At 66.1% G+C, this 16,457-nt stretch carries 15 protein-coding genes and 1 tRNA gene; 9 read left to right on the top strand and 7 right to left on the bottom strand.

Annotated elements, in window-relative coordinates:
• Positions 1-2: 2 nt before the first annotated feature.
• Positions 3-1,133, bottom strand: coding sequence for an ABC transporter substrate-binding protein (locus DWA33_RS15490; RefSeq protein WP_114358970.1), 1,131 nt, complete (start codon positions 1,131-1,133; stop codon positions 3-5).
• A gap of 130 nt (positions 1,134-1,263) precedes the next feature.
• On the opposite strand from DWA33_RS15490, the gene DWA33_RS15485 reads away from it, so the two are divergent.
• Complete coding sequence (locus tag DWA33_RS15485; protein WP_114358969.1) at positions 1,264-2,076, top strand: creatininase family protein; 813 nt, start codon at positions 1,264-1,266, stop codon at positions 2,074-2,076.
• A gap of 86 nt (positions 2,077-2,162) precedes the next feature.
• Here DWA33_RS15485 and DWA33_RS15480 read toward each other — a convergent pair whose 3' ends face one another.
• Positions 2,163-3,794 (bottom strand): FMN-binding glutamate synthase family protein, encoded by a 1,632-nt coding sequence (locus DWA33_RS15480; protein ID WP_114358968.1) that lies wholly within the window; start codon positions 3,792-3,794, stop codon positions 2,163-2,165.
• A 280-nt stretch (positions 3,795-4,074) separates the two neighbouring features.
• Here DWA33_RS15480 and DWA33_RS15475 point away from each other — a divergent pair, with 280 nt between their 5' ends.
• Together DWA33_RS15475 and DWA33_RS15470 are read left to right on the top strand one after the other, a co-directional pair.
• Positions 4,075-5,025 (top strand): ATP-grasp domain-containing protein, encoded by a 951-nt coding sequence (locus tag DWA33_RS15475; protein WP_114358967.1) that lies wholly within the window; start codon positions 4,075-4,077, stop codon positions 5,023-5,025.
• 91 nt (positions 5,026-5,116) lie between these two features.
• Positions 5,117-6,118 carry an NADP-dependent oxidoreductase gene (locus DWA33_RS15470; RefSeq protein ID WP_114358966.1) on the top strand — a complete coding sequence of 334 codons (1,002 nt, stop codon included), beginning with the start codon at positions 5,117-5,119 and terminating at the stop codon, positions 6,116-6,118.
• Between the two features lie 58 nt (positions 6,119-6,176).
• On the opposite strand, the gene DWA33_RS15465 is transcribed toward DWA33_RS15470, so the two are convergent.
• Positions 6,177-6,253 (bottom strand) — tRNA-Arg (locus DWA33_RS15465).
• Between the two features lie 209 nt (positions 6,254-6,462).
• On the opposite strand from DWA33_RS15465, the gene DWA33_RS15460 reads away from it, so the two are divergent.
• The 3 genes from DWA33_RS15460 (at position 6,463) to DWA33_RS15450 (ending at position 8,854) form a co-directional block, all read left to right on the top strand.
• On the top strand, positions 6,463-7,794 hold the full coding sequence (locus DWA33_RS15460) for a TadE/TadG family type IV pilus assembly protein (protein ID WP_114358965.1): 1,332 nt from the start codon (positions 6,463-6,465) through the stop codon (positions 7,792-7,794).
• A gap of 137 nt (positions 7,795-7,931) precedes the next feature.
• Positions 7,932-8,492, top strand: coding sequence for a YidB family protein (locus tag DWA33_RS15455; RefSeq protein WP_114359054.1), 561 nt, complete (start codon positions 7,932-7,934; stop codon positions 8,490-8,492).
• Positions 8,493-8,557: 65 nt separating this feature from the next.
• Entirely contained in the window at positions 8,558-8,854 is a 297-nt protein-coding gene (locus DWA33_RS15450; protein WP_114358964.1) for a GlsB/YeaQ/YmgE family stress response membrane protein, read from the top strand.
• A gap of 68 nt (positions 8,855-8,922) precedes the next feature.
• Here DWA33_RS15450 and DWA33_RS15445 read toward each other — a convergent pair whose 3' ends face one another.
• A complete protein-coding gene (locus tag DWA33_RS15445) occupies positions 8,923-9,705 on the bottom strand; it encodes an SDR family NAD(P)-dependent oxidoreductase (protein ID WP_114358963.1) in 783 nt (260 codons plus the stop codon).
• A gap of 260 nt (positions 9,706-9,965) precedes the next feature.
• Here DWA33_RS15445 and DWA33_RS15435 point away from each other — a divergent pair, with 260 nt between their 5' ends.
• The 3 genes from DWA33_RS15435 to DWA33_RS15425 are packed head-to-tail and all read left to right on the top strand — an operon-like array spanning position 9,966 to position 13,057.
• Positions 9,966-11,030 (top strand): acyl-CoA dehydrogenase family protein, encoded by a 1,065-nt coding sequence (locus DWA33_RS15435; RefSeq protein WP_114358961.1) that lies wholly within the window; start codon positions 9,966-9,968, stop codon positions 11,028-11,030.
• 26 nt (positions 11,031-11,056) lie between these two features.
• On the top strand, positions 11,057-12,217 hold the full coding sequence (locus DWA33_RS15430; protein WP_114358960.1) for an acyl-CoA dehydrogenase family protein: 1,161 nt from the start codon (positions 11,057-11,059) through the stop codon (positions 12,215-12,217).
• 33 nt (positions 12,218-12,250) lie between these two features.
• Positions 12,251-13,057 (top strand): enoyl-CoA hydratase/isomerase family protein, encoded by an 807-nt coding sequence (locus DWA33_RS15425; protein WP_114358959.1) that lies wholly within the window; start codon positions 12,251-12,253, stop codon positions 13,055-13,057.
• A 150-nt stretch (positions 13,058-13,207) separates the two neighbouring features.
• Here the strand turns inward: DWA33_RS15425 and DWA33_RS15420 are convergent, their stop codons facing one another.
• From DWA33_RS15420 to DWA33_RS15410, 3 genes are all read right to left on the bottom strand, one after another.
• Complete coding sequence (locus DWA33_RS15420; RefSeq protein ID WP_114359052.1) at positions 13,208-13,972, bottom strand: VOC family protein; 765 nt, start codon at positions 13,970-13,972, stop codon at positions 13,208-13,210.
• Positions 13,973-13,974: 2 nt separating this feature from the next.
• Entirely contained in the window at positions 13,975-14,763 is a 789-nt protein-coding gene (locus DWA33_RS15415; RefSeq protein ID WP_114358958.1) for an enoyl-CoA hydratase, read from the bottom strand.
• Between the two features lie 181 nt (positions 14,764-14,944).
• Complete coding sequence (locus tag DWA33_RS15410) at positions 14,945-16,150, bottom strand: ABC transporter substrate-binding protein (RefSeq protein ID WP_114358957.1); 1,206 nt, start codon at positions 16,148-16,150, stop codon at positions 14,945-14,947.
• Between the last annotated feature and the right edge of the window lie 307 nt (positions 16,151-16,457).

Here is a 16,457-nt window from a genome sequence, read left to right as displayed (position 1 = left end):
GGCTACTTCTGCTTCGGGCGCAGATCGACGCCGACGCCTTTGTTGATGAACTGCAGCGTGTAGGCTTTGCGGAAGTCCAGATTGCGCGGCACCACCCCGGCCCGCGCCATCTTGTCGAAGAACGAGGCGTAGCGCACGTCGTTCATCGCGCCGATGCCGCTCCTGATGGCGTCGCCGGAATCGACGATGCCGTATTCCTTCATCTTCTCGATCGAGTACGCCAGCATCTCGTCGGTCATTTCCGGATTGAGCTGCTTGATCATCGCATTGCCGGCGGCATTGTCGCCATACAGATAGTGATACCAGCCGACGATCGAGGCGTCGACGAAGCGCTGGATCATGTCGGGATTCTTGTCGATCAGGTCGCGGCGCGTTTCGATCAGCGTCGAGTAGCCGTTCAGCCCGTAGTCGGCGAGCAGCAGCACGTTGGGCTTGAACTTGGCGGCCTGCTCGACGGTGAACGGTTCGGAGGTGACGTAGCCCTGCATCGCGCTGCGGCGGTCGATGATGAACGGCTGCGGGTTGAAGGTGTAGGGCTTCACCCTGGCTTCGCTGAAGCCGTATTCGGACTTGAGCCATTGGAAGTAGCTGGCGATGCCTTCCTTGGAGACGAACAGCGTCAGCGGCTTCAGGTCGGCGATGGTCTCGACCCGCGACTCCGGGTGCGACACAAACACCTGCGGATCTTTCTGGAAGATCGCGGCGATCGCCACCACCGGCACGTTGTTGGCCACGGCGTCGAACGATTGCAGCGTATTCGCCGTCATGAAGAAATCGAGCTTGCCGGCGATCAGCAGCGTGCGGTTGTTGACGTTGGGGCCGCCCGGCACGATCGTCACATCGAGGCCGTAGGCCTTGTAGGTGCCGTCGGCGACCGCCTGGAAGAAGCCGCCGTGCTCGGCCTCGGCGACCCAGTTGGTGCCGAACGAGATCTTGTCGAAGCCGCCCTCGGGCACTTTGCGGACCGGCTGCACTTTCGGCGGCGCCGGCTTCTTAGGCGGCGGCGGAGGCGGCGGTTCGGGCTTCTCGACCGGCTTGGCGGGGGCCGGCGGCGGCGAGGCGATGGCCGGAAACGCCAGCGTGGCGGCCAACAGAATCCCGATTAACGCTCGCGGCAGGAAATCGGGGCTCATGGTTGGACTCCGTCGTTCATTTTGGCCCAAGATGCCGGCATCATGGGTGGCGCGGATTCGAGCGTTTCAGGATTGATAGCGAAACAATGCCGACATTTGAACCACTCCCTGTCCGGGTCACGTCCCGCCGATGACCGCGCTGCCGCCTCGTGACTGGTGCGCGATCCGCTGGCCGGAGATCGCCGATTCGCAACCCGAGCGCTGGATCGCGGTGCTGCCGCTGGCGGCGACCGAGCAGCACGGGCCGCATCTGCCGCTGTCGACCGACGTCGATATCGCCGAAGCCTATCTGGCGCGGGTGCACGAATTGTTGCCGGCGGAGCTCCCGGCGAGCTTCCTGCCGCTGCAGGCGATCGGACTGTCGACGGAACATCTGGCGTTTCCCGGCACGCTGACGCTGTCGGCGGAGACCGCGCTCCGCGTCTGGACCGAGATCGGTGACAGTATCGCCCGCGCCGGCGTGCGCAAGCTGGTGATGGTGACCAGCCATGGCGGCAACAGCGCGGCGATGGGTCTGGTGGCGCAGGAGCTGCGGGCGCGGCACCGGATGCTGGTGGTGACCACCGGCTGGGCGCGGTTCGGCGTGCCGGACGGACTGTTTGCCGCCGACGAGCTGCACCACGGCATTCACGGCGGCGCGGTCGAGACCTCGATCATGCTGGCGCACGCGCCGGCCCTGGTCCGCACCGACAGGCTCGCGGAGTTTCGTCCGGCCAGCCTCGCGATGGAGCAGCAGTATCGCTGGTTGTCGGCGCAACGGCCGGCGCCGTTCGCCTGGGCGGCCGAGGACCTGCACCCGGGCGGCGCGATCGGCGACGCCACCGCCGCGACCGCCGAGAAGGGGCGGCAGTTGCTCGATCACGGCGCCCGCGCGTTCTGCGAGCTGCTGGATGACGTCCACCGTTTCGATCTGGCCGCGCTCAACAACACGCCGCGCGTTTGAGCAGCGGTGCGAGCGACGCAAAGTCATCCAGAGCCGCATGCCGCGTCTGTGGCTTCGCTCCGCGCGATGACGGAGAACGAGCCTGGTCAGCAAACCGGCGCGAAGCTGTCGGCCCGGGCCATCGCCCAGGCCTGTTTGAAACGGGCATCGTCGGTGCCGTCCAGCAATTCGCCCGAACGCAGCGCCGGAAAGAGCTGCGCCAGCGACACCACGTCGGACGACGAGGTCCGCTGCGAGAAGTGATACGGGCGGATGTCGCGCGGATGGTCGAGACCGGCGGCCGCGACCAGCTCGCCCAGCGCCTGCAGCGTCGCATGGTGATAATTGTAAACCCGCTCCAGCTTGTGCGGCACCACCAGCGCGCGGTAGCGCGTCGGCTCCTGGGTGGTCACCCCGGTCGGGCAGCGGTCGGTGTGGCAGCTCAGCGACTGGATGCAGCCGAGCGCAAACATGAAGCCGCGCGCCGAGTTGCACCAGTCGGCGCCGAGCGCCATGGCGCGGGCCATGTCGAAGCCGGTGGCGATCTTGCCGGAGGCGCCGAGCTTGACGCGATCGCGTGCGCCGATCCCGATCAGCGCATTGTGCACGAAGCTGACGCCGTCGCGCATCGGCATGCCGAGGTGGTCCATGAACTCCAGCGGGGCGGCGCCGGTGCCGCCTTCCTTGCCGTCGACCACGATGAAATCCGGGTAGATCCCGGTGGCGAGCATCGCCTTGCAGATCGCCAGAAACTCCCAGGGATGGCCGACACAGAGCTTGAAGCCGGTCGGCTTGCCGCCGGCGAGGCGGCGCATCTCGGCGATGAACCGCATCATCTCGATCGGGGTCGAGAACGCCTTGTGGTAAGGCGGCGAGACACAGTCCTCGTCCATGCCGACGCCGCGGATCTGTGAGATCTCCTCGGAGATCTTGGCCATCGGCAGCACGCCGCCATGGCCCGGCTTGGCACCCTGGCTGACCTTCAGTTCGACCATCTTGATCTGATCGTCGGCGGCGACGCGGGCGAACGCCTCGGGATCGAAATTTCCGTCGCGGGTGCGGCAGCCGAAATAGCCGGAGCCGATCTCCCAGATCAGATCGCCGCCGGCCTCGCGGTGATAAGGGCTGACGCCGCCTTCTCCGGTGTCGTGCGCGAAGCCGCCCTTCCTGGCGCCGGCGTTGAGGGCGCGGATCGCGTTGGGACTCAACGCGCCGTAGCTCATCGCAGAGATGTTGAACACGGAGGCGGAATACGGCTTGGTGCAGTCCGGCCCGCCGATCGTGATCCGGAACGGCTCGGTGACGTGCGGTCGCGGCGCCATCGAATGGTGCAGCCATTCGTAGCCGTCGCCATAGACGTCCTTCTGGGTGCCGAACGGCCGCTTGTCGAGCTCCATCTTGGCCCGCTGATACACCAGCGCTCGGGTGTCGCGGCTGAACGGCTTGCCGTCCTTCTCGCTCTCGAAGAAGTACTGCCGCATCTCCGGGCGCATCTCTTCGAGCAGGAAGCGCAAATGCGCGGCGATCGGATAGTTGCGCAGCACCGCGTGGCTGGTCTGCAACAGATCATGAATGCCGAGCAGCGTCAGCGCGCCGAACACCAGGAGCGGCACCAGCACCACGCCGAACAGCGGCGTGTGAAAATCGATCGCCGCGATCGCGGCGAACAGCGCGGTGAGCACGGCGCAGACGGTGAGCACGATGTAGCGCGGCGAGAGCGGAAGTAGCAGCGTTTCCATGGAATCCCCGCGGGACCTGCAGGAGGGTGTCCGACCGGCCAAGCAGTAGGCAATCCGGTGCGGCGCACCGTGATCGGGCGCGCTGTATAGCACGGGCGCTGTGACGCGATAACCGGGACAGTCCCTTGGACGCGGTCATGATGGCGTCGCAATTGCCCATGGAGCCGGTGCGAAAGCCGCCTTTGGGTCCTGCTTGACATTTTCCTGCCCCAAAGCGATCCCCAGCGCGCCCGGCGGCCCCGCCGCGCGTGTCGATCACAGCCTGTTGACGAGAATTCCGATGCAATACGCCGATCGCGCGATCGTCCGGATCGTCAAAGCCTATTGCGACGCGCACCGCGTCGACGTCACGCTCGGGCTCGACGGCTGGCTGATCGTGCTGAGCAAAGGCGACGCCAGGCACTTCATCTATGGTTACGATTTCGGGCTGAACAGCTCGGTGACGCATCGCCTGGCCAACGACAAGGCGGCGACTGCCGACATCCTCGCCGCGGCGGGCATCGCCTGCGTTCCGCATCGGCTGTTCATGAATCACGAACACTTCAAATACGTGCCGAGCGGCGGCCATTGGTCGGCGATGCTGGAGATGCTGCGGGCCGATCCGGCGGGGCTGGTGCTGAAGCCGAACGAAGGCACCTGCGGCCATCTGGTGTTCAAGGCGACCGCCGAGCTGGAGCTCGAGCGCGCCGCGACCGCGATTTTCGCCGCCAACCAGAATCTGGCGATCGCGCCGTATTTCGACATCGCCCGCGAGGTGCGCGTGATCCTGCTCGATCGGGTGCCGCTGGTGGTTTACGAGAAGAAGCGCCCGGCGATCACTGGCGATGGCGTGCGCAGCGCATTGCAGCTTCTGCTCGACGCGGTGCCGGCGGACCGGCTCGGCGCCGTGCTGGCGAATCTGCCGGCGGGCCACGCCGCGCTGGATGCGGTGGTGCCGGCCGGCGCACAGTTCCCGCTCGACTGGCGCCACAATCTGGAATTCGGCGCCGAGCCCGAACTGATCGGCGATGGAGAGCTGCGCACCGCGTGCGTGGCGATCGCCGCCGAGGCCGCCGACGCGATCGGCCTCGGCTTCGGCGCCGTCGATGTGGTGTGGACCGCGCAAGGACCGCGCGTGCTGGAGATCAACTCCGGCGTGATGATCGAATCGCTCAGCCGCCGATTTCCGGACCTTGCCGAGCAGGTCTACACCCGGGCGCTCGACCGCGTGATGCAGGCATTGCCGGCTTAAAGGCGCAGCCTGCGCGCGCCGATTTCCTTTCGGCGCGGATCAACTAAGATCGCGTCGCGTCCGCATTCCCATCAAACAAACAAGGAAGCTCATGACCGCGACCGTCAACCGCCAGATCCTGCTGATCGAGAAGCCGAAGGAGAAACTCGGCCCGGAGCATTTCCGTCTGGCGGAATCGCCGATTCCCGAGCCGAAGGACGGCGAGGCGCTGGTCAAGGTCCGCTACATCTCGCTCGACGCCGCCAACCGTGCCTGGATGCAGGGCGCGACCTATCGGGCCGCGGTCGAGACCGACAGCGTGATGCCGGGCGGCAGCGTCGCCGAAGTGGTGAGTTCGAAGGCGCCGGGACTGGCGCCGGGCGATCTCGTGTTCGCCGACACCGGCTGGCAGGACTACGCGGCGCTGCCGGCCAAGCATCTTGCCAAGCTGCCCAAGGTCGAGCCGATGACGCATCTGCTCAGCGTCTACGGCATCGCCGGCCTGACCGCTTACTTCGGGCTGCTCGACATCGGCAAGCCGCGCGCCGGCGAGACCGTGGTGGTGTCGGCTGCGGCAGGATCAGTGGGCTCGATCGTCGGGCAAATCGCCAAGATCAAGGGCTGCCGCGTCGTCGGCATCGCCGGCGGCAAGCAGAAGTGCGACTGGCTGGTGAGCGAGCTCGGCTTCGACGCCGCGGTCGACTACAAGGACGGCGCGCTGTTCAAGGCGCTGCGCGCGGCGGCGCCGAACGGCATCGACGTGTATTTCGACAATGTCGGCGGTGACATTCTCGAAGCCTGCCTGCCGCAGATGAACCTGAAGGGCCGGATCGCCTGCTGCGGCGCCGTCTCGCAATACGACCGCACCCCCTCGGCCACCGGTCCGCGCGGCATCCCCGGGCTGATCGTGGTGAAGCGGCTGATCATGCAGGGCTTCATCGTGATGGACTACATGGATCAGCGCGACGAGGCGGTTGCCAGGCTGCAGGAGTGGGTCTCCAGCGGCAAGCTCAAGGTCCAGGAGGACGTCATCGACGGCCTGGAGAACACCCCCGCCGCGCTGATCGGCCTGCTGGCCGGCGAAAATCGTGGCAAGCGGATGGTGCGGGTGTAATCGTCCGGTTGTCTGCAGAGGTCGACATGGCGCTCACCGGCCGGTTTGGCGGGTGAGCTGGCGATCCCGGGATGACTCGAACATCCGACCTACGGTTTAGGAAACCGCCGCTCTATCCGGCTGAGCTACGGGACCGTCCGGCTGCGGGCAAGGCCGCAAGCAGGAGCCTCCCATAGCAGAGCGGCGGCCCGATCGCTACCCGGAAGTCGGACGGCGGCGGTGTCGCATTTCCGGCGCGGGTCCGGACCGAACCGGCCGCTCGTCTGGGATTTCGGGTTCCCGCTTAAGTCTTGCTTAGGCAGCTCGGGCTAGGCTCCGGCCATTGTGTCAGCCGGGCGCTTCCCATGGCGTTTGCAAAATCCGTTGCCCGTTTCGGCCGCAATTGCCGCGGCAACGTCGCGATCATGTTCGCGATCGTGCTGGCCCCGCTGATCGCGGCGGTCGGTTCTGCGGTCGACTACAGCCGCGCCAATGCCCTGCGCAGCAAGCTGCAGGCGGCTGCGGACGCCGCCTCGGTCGGTGCCGTGTCGCGGACGTCGCCGGCCTATATCGCTGCGGGCTCGATGTCCGGCGACGGCGTGATCACCTCCGGTACCGAGGACGCGCTGCGGATCTTCAACGGAAATCTCGCGAACCTGACCGGCTACACGCTCGGCAGCGTGGTTGCGACAGTCAGCAAGAGCGGAGAAGCCGTGACGTCGAAGGTGACGTTCTCGGCGCAGGTCTCCACCATGTTCATGAAGGCGGCCGGCATCTCGAATATGACGGTCGGCGGTGTCTCGACCGCCACCGCCAGCATGCCGAAATACATCGATTTCTATCTGCTGCTCGACAATTCGCCGTCGATGGGCGTCGGCGCCACACCGACCGACGTCGCCGCGATGGTGGCCGCGACCGCCAACAAATCGTCGGACGACCATTGCGCCTTCGCCTGCCACGACCTCAACAACAGCAACAACTACTACAAGCTCGCCAAGACGCTGGGCATTACCACCCGGATCGACGTGCTGCGCAGCGCCACCGAGCAGTTGATGGACACCGCCGCCGCCACTGCGACCTATTCCAATCAGTTCCGGATGGCGATTTACGATTTCGGCGCCTCGGCGCAGACCGCGGGTCTGCGCAATCTGTTCTCGCTGTCGGCCAGCCTGTCGAGCGCCAAGACCGCCGCCGGGGCGATCGATCTGATGACCGTGAAGGGGCAGAACGACAACAACGATCAGGACACCCAGTACACCACGATCCTGCCGGCGATCGACAAACTGATCACCAATCCTGGAACCGGGGCGGCGGGTTCGCCGTTGAAATACCTGTTCTTCGTCTCGGACGGCGTCGCTGACGAATACAATCCGAGTTGCCTCAAGCCCAAGACCGGCAACCGCTGCCAGTCGCCGATCAATCCGAAGTTGTGCAAGACCTTGAAGGACCGTGGCGTCAAGGTCGCGGTGCTGTACACCACCTATCTCAACCTGCCGAGCAACGACTGGTACAAGAAGTGGATCGCGCCGTTCAACGCCGGTCCCTACGGTCCGTCGCCGAACAGCGAGATCGCGCAGAACATGGAAACCTGCGCGTCGCCGGGCTTCTACTTCGAAGTCAGCCCCACCCAGGGCATCGCCGATGCGATGAACGCGCTGTTCAAGAAAGCCGTCGCCGACGCGCGCATCACCAGCTGAGCGACCGGTACGGTTTTCGGATTCGGTGCGACCGCCGGGTCCGCCTTGGAAACTCCATCAGCCCTTCCTACGTTGTGTTGCCGACCGAGAGCACCGCGCCGCAGCGGCGCCGCGCCGGCACCACATGGGAGGCCTCGATGGGTTTGCTCGACATCCTCAACGGCATGCAGAACGGCCCGCGCGGTCCCGCCGATCCGCAGGACAAAAGCGGCGGCATGTCCAAGTTCACCATGGCGATTCTCGCGCTGCTGGCGTGGAAGGCGTATAAGCACATGACCAGCGGGCAGCCGCAGACCGCGCCTGCCAATCAGACGCGTCCGATGCCTGCGCCCCCTCCGGAAAACACCGGTGGTGGCTGGGGCGATTTCCTCAAAGGCGGCCTCGGCGGTCTCGTGCTCGGCGGCGCGGCCGGCAGCGTGCTGTCGGGCGGGCTCGGCGATCTGCTGCGGCAGCTTCAGAACAATGGGCTCGGCGACGCCGCCGACTCCTGGGTCGGCCGTGGCCCGAACCAAGAGATCGGACCGAACGACCTCGCCAGCGCGCTGGGCGCCGATCAGATCGACGCGATGACCCGCCAGACCGGGATGTCGCGCGACGAGTTGCTCGACGGTCTCAGCCGCTATCTGCCGGACGTGGTCGATCGGCTCACGCCGGACGGGCGGCTGCCGACCGACGACGAAGCCTCGCGCTGGATCTGATCGGCGACGATCGAATTGTCCGCATGCACGTTCGATGAAGCCTGCTGGTCGGAAAGGACCCTGACATGAGCGGATTGATCTGGATCCTGGTGGTCGGCTTCGTCGCCGGCATCATCGCACGGGTGCTGTCGCCTGGGCCGAACAACCCGCAAGGGTTCGTTCTCACAACGGTGCTCGGCATCGCCGGCGCTTTTCTCGCCACCGCGGTCGGGCAGATGATCGGGCATTACGGCCCCAATCAGGGCGCCGGCTTCATCACCGCGACGATCGGCGCGGTGGCGGTGCTGTTCATCTGGAACAGGCTGGTGGCCCGGCGGATGATCTCCGATCCCGGCAACCGCTACCCGTCCGATCCGCGCTGATGTTTGATCCTTGCTGATGCGAAGCGGCCCGGCATTCCGGGCCGCCGTGGTTTCGTGTCGCGGCGGTCTCACCCGGCCAGATGCATGCCGGCATCCATTCGCACCAGTTCGCCGGTCATGCTGGCCGATTTCGGGGTCGCCAGGAAGCATACCAGTTCGGCGATGTCTTCGGCGGTCGAGGCGATCTTCAGCGGCACGCGCGACACCACCATGTCACGCACCTGCTTGGCTTCCTCGGCGCCGCGGCCCTTGGTGAACCAGGGCGTGTCGATGTAGCCGGGACAGATCGCGTTGACCCGGATGTTCGGCGCCAGCGCGCGCGACAGCGACAGCGTCATGGTGTTGAGCGCGCCCTTGCTGGCCGCATAGGCGATCGACGAGCCGATGCCGCTGATGCCGGCGACCGACGAGACGTTGACCACGGCCGAAGCGCGGCCGGCCGCCTTGGCGCCGGCGACGAGCAGCTCGCGCGCGGCGCGGACCATCTGGTACGGGCCGATGGCGTTGATCGCGTAGATGCGCTGGAAATCGTCGGCCGACAATTGATCGAGCAGATGATGCGCGACGTGCTTGGTGGTGCCGGCATTGTTGACCAGCGCGTCGAGCCTGCCCCAAGGCGCCGCGGCCTCGACGATGCGCTTGCAGTCGTCGTCCTTGGAAACGTCTCCCTGCACCACGATCACGTCGGCTGCGCCGAGCTTGCGGCAGTCCTCGGCCGTCGCCTCGGCGTCGTCCTTGCTCGATGCGTAGTTGATCACCAGCCGTGCACCGTCCTTCGCCAGGATCTTGGCGGTGGCGGCGCCCAGGCCGGAGGCCGACCCGGTGACGATCACGTTCAGTCCGTCTGACATCTTCACTCCCTCTGCATCGAACCGGCTTCGCCGCGTTGCCGCCACCATATCGGTTGCGCCATCGAGGGCAACCCGGCAAAGCCCGCGATGTGGAATAAGCCTGTTGTCACAGGAGGTTCGACCATGTCAGGCGCGCAGTCCGCCCCGTGCCGGCCGCGCTTGTGTTCGTTTCCGCTTTTCCGCATCATGCCGCGCAACAACAAGACCAGCACGCATGCGAGGCGATCCGCCGGGAGCTGAGTGCGCAACCGGGAAACGCCGTGACGGAGACCGACAACATCGTCGTCGAGACCGCGGAGAAGATCTTCGCCGACCTCGCCGATGCGCGAACCATCAACGCCGACAAAGCCGAGACCTGGAAGGCGCCGCTGTGGCAGGCGCTGAGTGAATCCGGGCTGCCACTGTCCTGGGTGCCGGATGAGTTCGGCGGCTCCGGCGCCAGCCTCGCCGAAGGATTCGGCGTGCTCAACGCCGCCGGCCGTGCTGGCCTCGCCGTGCCGCTCGCTGAAACCATGCTGGCCGGCTGGCTGCTGGCGCAGGGCAAGATTTTAGCGCCCGAAGGCGCGATGACGATCGCGCCGGCTCATCCGAAAGATCGCATCACGCTGGACGCCGACGGCAGGTTGTCCGGCCGTGCGCGCGGCGTGCCGTTCGCGCAAGCCGCGCAGCACATCGCGGTGCTGGCGCAGAGCGCCGCCGGCGCGACGATCGCGCTGGTGCAGGCGCCGGCCTGCCGGATCGACAGAGGTCTCGGCGTCGGCGGCGATGCGTCGGACGTCGTCACCTTCGACAAGGTCACGCCGATCGCCACGGCGTCCGCGCCTGAAGGCCTCGATCAGACCTCGTTGATGCTGATGGGCGCCGTTGCGCGCAGCCTGCAGATCGCCGGCGCGCTGGAAACGCTGCTCGACCGCAGCGTGACTTACGCCAACGAGCGCGTCGCGTTCGAAAAGAAGATCGGCAAATTCCAGGCGGTGCAGCATAATCTGGCGAAGCTCGCCGGTGAGACTTCCGCCGCGCTGGCGGCGGCGACCTCCGCCGCCGACGCGATCAGCAGCGCGGAAGCGTTCGACGACGCGGTGTTGCTCGAAGCTGCGGCTGCAAAAATCCGCTGCGCCGAAGCGGCCGAGAAAGGCGCGGCGATCGCCCATCAGGTGCACGGCGCGATCGGCTTCACCGCCGAGCACGTCCTGCATCGGTTCAGCCTGCGTGCGCTCGCCTGGCGCGACGATTTCGGCAATGAGAGCCATTGGGCGGTCGAGCTCGGCCGTATGGTGGCCAAGCGCGGCGCCGACGATTTGTGGCCGCTGGTCGCCTCGCGCTGACCGCATCAACGTAGCGAGATTATGCGATGACCGCCGCCCTCCGTTTCGATCCGATCCGCCTGCCGCCCGTCTGCGAAGAACTGCGCAAGGAAGTCCGCGCTTTCCTCGCCGAAGAGATCGCCGCCGGCACCTTCGATCCGCACAAGCCGCAGCGCGAAGATTCCGACGCGCCTGAATTCTCCCGCCGTGTCGGCGAGCGTGGCTGGCTCGGCATGACCTGGCCCAAAAAATACGGCGGCCACGAGCGCACCTTCCTGGAACGCTACGTCGTCACCGAAGAAATGCGCATCGCCAATGCGCCGACCCGGCGGTTCTTCGTGGCCGACCGCCAGAGCGGCCCGGTGCTGCTGAAATACGCGCCCGAGCACATCAAGATGGACATTCTCCCGCGGATCTGCCGTGGGGAGTTGTGCTTCGCGATCGGCATGAGCGAGCCGAATTCCGGCTCCGACCTGTTCGCCGCCAAGACCAAGGCGACCAAGACCGACGGCGGCTATCTGATCAACGGCTCGAAGATCTGGACGACTTCGGCGCACATCGCCGACTACATGATCGCGATCTTCCGCACTTCGCCGCCGACCAAGGAAAATCGCCGTCACGGCCTGACCCAGTTCCTGGTCGACATGAAGTCGCCCGGCATCAAGGTGAACCCGATCGCGCAGATCACCGGACAATACGAATTCAACGAGGTGGTGTTCACCGACGTGTTCGTACCGGACGATCATCTGCTCGGCGAGGTCGACGGCGCCTGGAAGCAGGCGACGTCCGAACTCGCCTACGAGCGGTCGGGGCCGGAGCGCTTTCTCGAGACCTACTACGTGCTCACCGAACTGGTGCGCGCACTCGGCCCCGATCCGGATACGCGCGGCGCCGAGGGCATCGGCCGGCTGGTGGCGCAGCTGCACACCATGCGGCGGATGTCGGTGTCTGTCGCCGGCATGCTGCAGGCCGGCAAGGAGCCGGTGGTGGAAGCCTCGATCGTCAAGGACATCGGCACGATCTGGGAGCAACAATTACCGCACCGAGTTCGCGAACTCGCCGCCTTCGTCGACGGCGAAGCCTCGAATCATGCCACACTCGACGAGCTCACGGCTTTTGCCACCAAGCTGGCGCCGAAGCTCACCATCCAGGGCGGCACCACCGAGGTGCTGCGCGGCATCATCGCCCGCGGGCTCGGCCTGCGCTGACGCCGGCGCGCATCGAACGATCGAGGATCAATCATGAGCAGCTACACCGATATCGCGGTCGAAAAGACCGGCCACGTCGCCACCATCGAGATTCAGCGGCCGCCGCTGAACTTCTTCGACATCTCGCTGATTCGGCAGATCGCCGATGCGCTGGACGAGATCGATGCCGATCCGCAGCTACGCGCCACCGTGCTGGCGGCGCAGGGCAAGGCGTTCTGCGCCGGCGCCAATTTCGGCGATCCGGCGCGGCAGGAAGCCGACCCGGCGGCTGCGAAGGGCGATCCGGCCGACAGCCTCGGCGAGATCGGCCATCTGTATTACGAGGCGGTGCGGATCTTCCGTGCCAAGAAGCCGATCGTCGCCGCCGTACATGGTGCCGCGATCGGCGGCGGACTCGGCCTCGCGGTGTCGGCGGATTTCCGCGTCACCTGCGCGGAGGCGCGGTTCTCGGCGAACTTCACCAAACTCGGCTTTCATCCCGGCTTCGGCCTCACCGTGACGCTGCCGGAGCTGATCGGCAAGAACAATGCCGAACTGATGTTCTACACCTCGCGCCGCGTCACCGGCGAAGAGGCGGTGCAGATGGGTCTCGCCAACGTGCTGGTGCCGATCAACGAAGTGCGCAGCGGTGCGCTGAAGCTGGCGCGCGAGATCGCCGAATGCTCGCCGCTCGGCCTGCTCTCGACCCGCGCCACCATGCGCGCCGGCCTGGCCGACCGGGTGATGCAGGCGACCAAGCACGAGCTCGCCGAACAGACCCGCCTGCGCGCCACCGAAGACTTCAAGGAAGGCGTCAAAGCCACCGAGGAACGCCGCGCGGCGCATTTCAAGGGGCGGTGAGCCACAACTCATCACCTCTGCGTTCGTCATTCCGGGGCACGCGCGCAGCGCGTGAACCCGGAATCCCGGAGTGTTCTGCGACTCCATCGTTTCCACAACTGCGAGATTCCGGGTTCGCTCGCTACGCGAGCGCCCCGGAATGACTCGCGGTTAGCTCGTGAGCTTGAACGTGACGCCGGCGAGGCTGAACCCGTCGGCAGTGCAGCTCACACCCTGCGCCTTCGCCGCCTCGCGGACCTTCTCCGCGTCCATCACCTTGAACGTCAGCGCGGTCATCGCTTCGTTGACACCCTGCACGAATCGGAAGCTCGCGTTCGGCAGCTTCAGCTCCGACGCGCCGTCTGCAGCAGAGCTCACCGGCAGTTCGAGAATCCGTCCCCAATGCGTGGCGAGATCGGCCGGATCCGGGCTCTGCATCTCGACAGCAACGAGCGCCTGCGTGGTGTCGGTGCGGATCGCCTTGGCCCAGTCGGGGCCCGCAGGCGGGTAGGGGCCGCGAATGTTGTCGCTGCCTGCAGTGTGGTTGAGCTCGATGAAGGCACCGCGGCAGTCGCGCGGGTGGAGTTGCACGCCGTGATACGGCGCATGGTCGATCACATTGGCGGTGCGCACGCCGAGCGTGGCGGCGTGGCGGCCGCGGGCGTCCGGATCGTCGCAACAAAAGATCGCCATGTAGCCGCCGCGGCCGCCGGTCTTCTCCAGGAAACGCCCGGCTGCGGTGCCCGGCTGGGTCGGCGCGACGATTTCGAGCAGCGTGGTGTCGACTGGCAGCAGCACGTTCTCCAGGCCGTATTTGCCGACATGGGGATCGCGGTAACAGATGTTCAATCCGAGAATCGCGGCGATCTGCGACGCTGCGGGTTCGATCGGCTCGGTGACGAGGCAGATCTGGCGCAGGCGAAGAAACGGCGCCATCATCAGCGTCCCTGGAACGCCGGCGCGCGCTTCTCGACGAAGGCGCTTGCGGCTTCCTTGTGGTCGGCGGTCTCGGCGCAGCGCGAGTGATGCAGCGCTTCGGCATCGAAGCAGGCTTCGAGCGACAGGCTCTCGGCGTTGTTGATGTTGGTCTTGATGTAGCCGAGCGTCACAGTCGGGCCCTGCGCCAGCGACAGCGCAAGCTCGCGAGTGGCGGACTCGACCTCGGCGTCGGGCACCACGCGGCTGACGATGCCGAGCGCCTGCGCCTGTTCGGCGGTCAGCACCGGCGAGGTGAGATACAGCTCCCGCGCCTTCGCGGCGCCGATCAGCTGCGTCAGGAAATACGTGCCGCCGAAATCGCCGGACAGGCCGACCTTGGCGAAGGCGGTGGTGATCTTGGCGGACGCGCCCGCCACCCGCAGATCGCAGGCCAGCGCCATCGACAGGCCTGCTCCGGCCGCCGCGCCGTCGATCTGCGCCACCACCGGCTTCGGCATCTGATGCAGGATGCGCGACACTTCCATGCCGCGGCGCAGGTTCGCGACCTTCTGCTCCAGCGGCGGCGGGTCGCCGGCCGCGGCCATCGACTTGACGTCGCCGCCGACGCAGAACGTGCCGCCGGCGCCCTTGAGCAGCACCGCGCGGACCTCCGGATCGTCCTTGGCGCGATGCGCCGCCTCGACCAGGCCGCGGATCATGTCCTGATTGAGCGCGTTGCGCCGCTCGGGACGGTTCATCGTGATGGTCAGCAGCCCGCGGTCGAGATCTTGCAGGACGATGTCGATCATTGAACGTTTCCCTGTTGTTGTTCTTTTGGTCATCGAACCCGAGCCGACCACCCGCACCCTCATGGTGAGGAGGCGCGTAGCGCCGTCTCGAACCATGAGGATGAACATCCCTCGCCCTTCGAGACGCCTGGCTGCCCTTCGGGCTACGCCGGGCTCCTCAGGGTGAGAGCGCTGTCGTGTGTTACTTCTTCACCAGCGGGCAGCGCGATTCCGACAGCGGCTGGAACGCCTGATCGCCCGGCACGGTCGCGAGCAGCTTGTAGTAATCCCAGCGGCCTTTGGATTCCGACGGCTTCTTGACCTCGAACAGGTACATGTCGTGCACCATCCGGCCGTCCTCACGGATCTTGCCGTTCTTGGCGAAGAAGTCGTTGATCGGCATCTCTTTCATCTTCTTGGTCACCGCAGCCGCATCGGTGGTGCCGGCCGCCTTGACCGCCTGCAGATAGTGCATCGTTTCGGAGTACAGGCCCGCCTGCGCCGAGGTCGGCATCCGCTTGGTACGCTCCATGAAGCGCTTGGAGAAGGCGCGGGTCTCGTCGTTGAGATCCCAATAGAACGCTTCCGCCAGGATCAGGCCTTGCGAGGTTTCCAGCCCCACGCTGTCGATGTCGGAGATGAAGGCGAGCAGCGGCGAGATCTTCTGGCCGCCCTTGGTAATGCCGAATTCGGCTGCCTGCTTGATCGCGTTGATGGTGTCGCCGCCGGCATTGGCGAGGCCAATCACCTTGGCCTTCGAGCTTTGCGCCTGCAGCAGGAACGAGGAGAAGTCGGAGGTGTTGAGCGGATGCTTGACGCTGCCCAGCACCTTGCCGCCCGACGCCTTGATGACGTTGGTGGTGTCGCGCTCGAGATCCTGTCCGAACGCATAGTCGGCCGACAGGAAGAACCAGGTGTCGAGGCCCTGCTTCACCGCGGCAAGACCGGTGGTGTTGGCCTGGGCGAAGGTGTCGAACACGTAGTGCACCGTGTAGGGGCCGCAGGCTTCGTTGCTGAGCCGGATAGAACCCGGGCCGGAGAACATGATGATCTTGTTGCGTGCCTTGGCGATCTCGGCGGCCGCCAGCGCGGTCGCCGAGGCGGCGACGTCGATGATCGCTTCGACGCCCTGATTGTCGAGCATGTCGCGGGCGATGTTGGCGGACAGATCGGCCTTGTTGAGATGGTCGGCGGCGATGATCTCGACCTTACGCCCCAGCACCGTGCCGCCGAAATCCTCCACCGCCATCTTGGCCGCCGTCTCGCTGCCCGTTCCGGTGATGTCGGCATACAGGCCCGACATGTCGAGGATCGCGCCGAGTTTGAGCGGCGGCTGTGATTGCGCGTTCGCGGCGGTGATTGCGGCGATCGACAGACATGCAAGCAGCGTTGTGCGGAATGGCTTCAAGACATCCTCCCTGGCGAGCGCCGATTCTGATCGCGGCGCTTCTGATGATTGCGCGCGATCATGCCGCATCGCCCGCTGTGCGGCAAGCCAAGCGGTTTTTCCGGCGAGTGGAATGAACTGCTGGCGTACGGCAAGTCGTTACTACACGTCGCAACGATCTGTCGCGAACGGGTAGTTGATGTTCGAAACGCGCGCGATGCTGCGCGATGTGCGGCGTGTTGCTACGGCACGACCTGCCGCCGTCGCCGCGGCGGCAGGTCGATCGGGGGCGTTTCGGAACACCGACGTTCGGAATTGCCGAGCCGTG

The organism is Rhodopseudomonas pentothenatexigens, assembly GCF_900218015.1.
Lineage (GTDB): Bacteria > Pseudomonadota > Alphaproteobacteria > Rhizobiales > Xanthobacteraceae > Rhodopseudomonas > Rhodopseudomonas pentothenatexigens.
The sequence above is the reverse complement of the archived record's forward strand: the minus strand, read 5'-3'. Positions and strand labels throughout refer to the sequence as shown.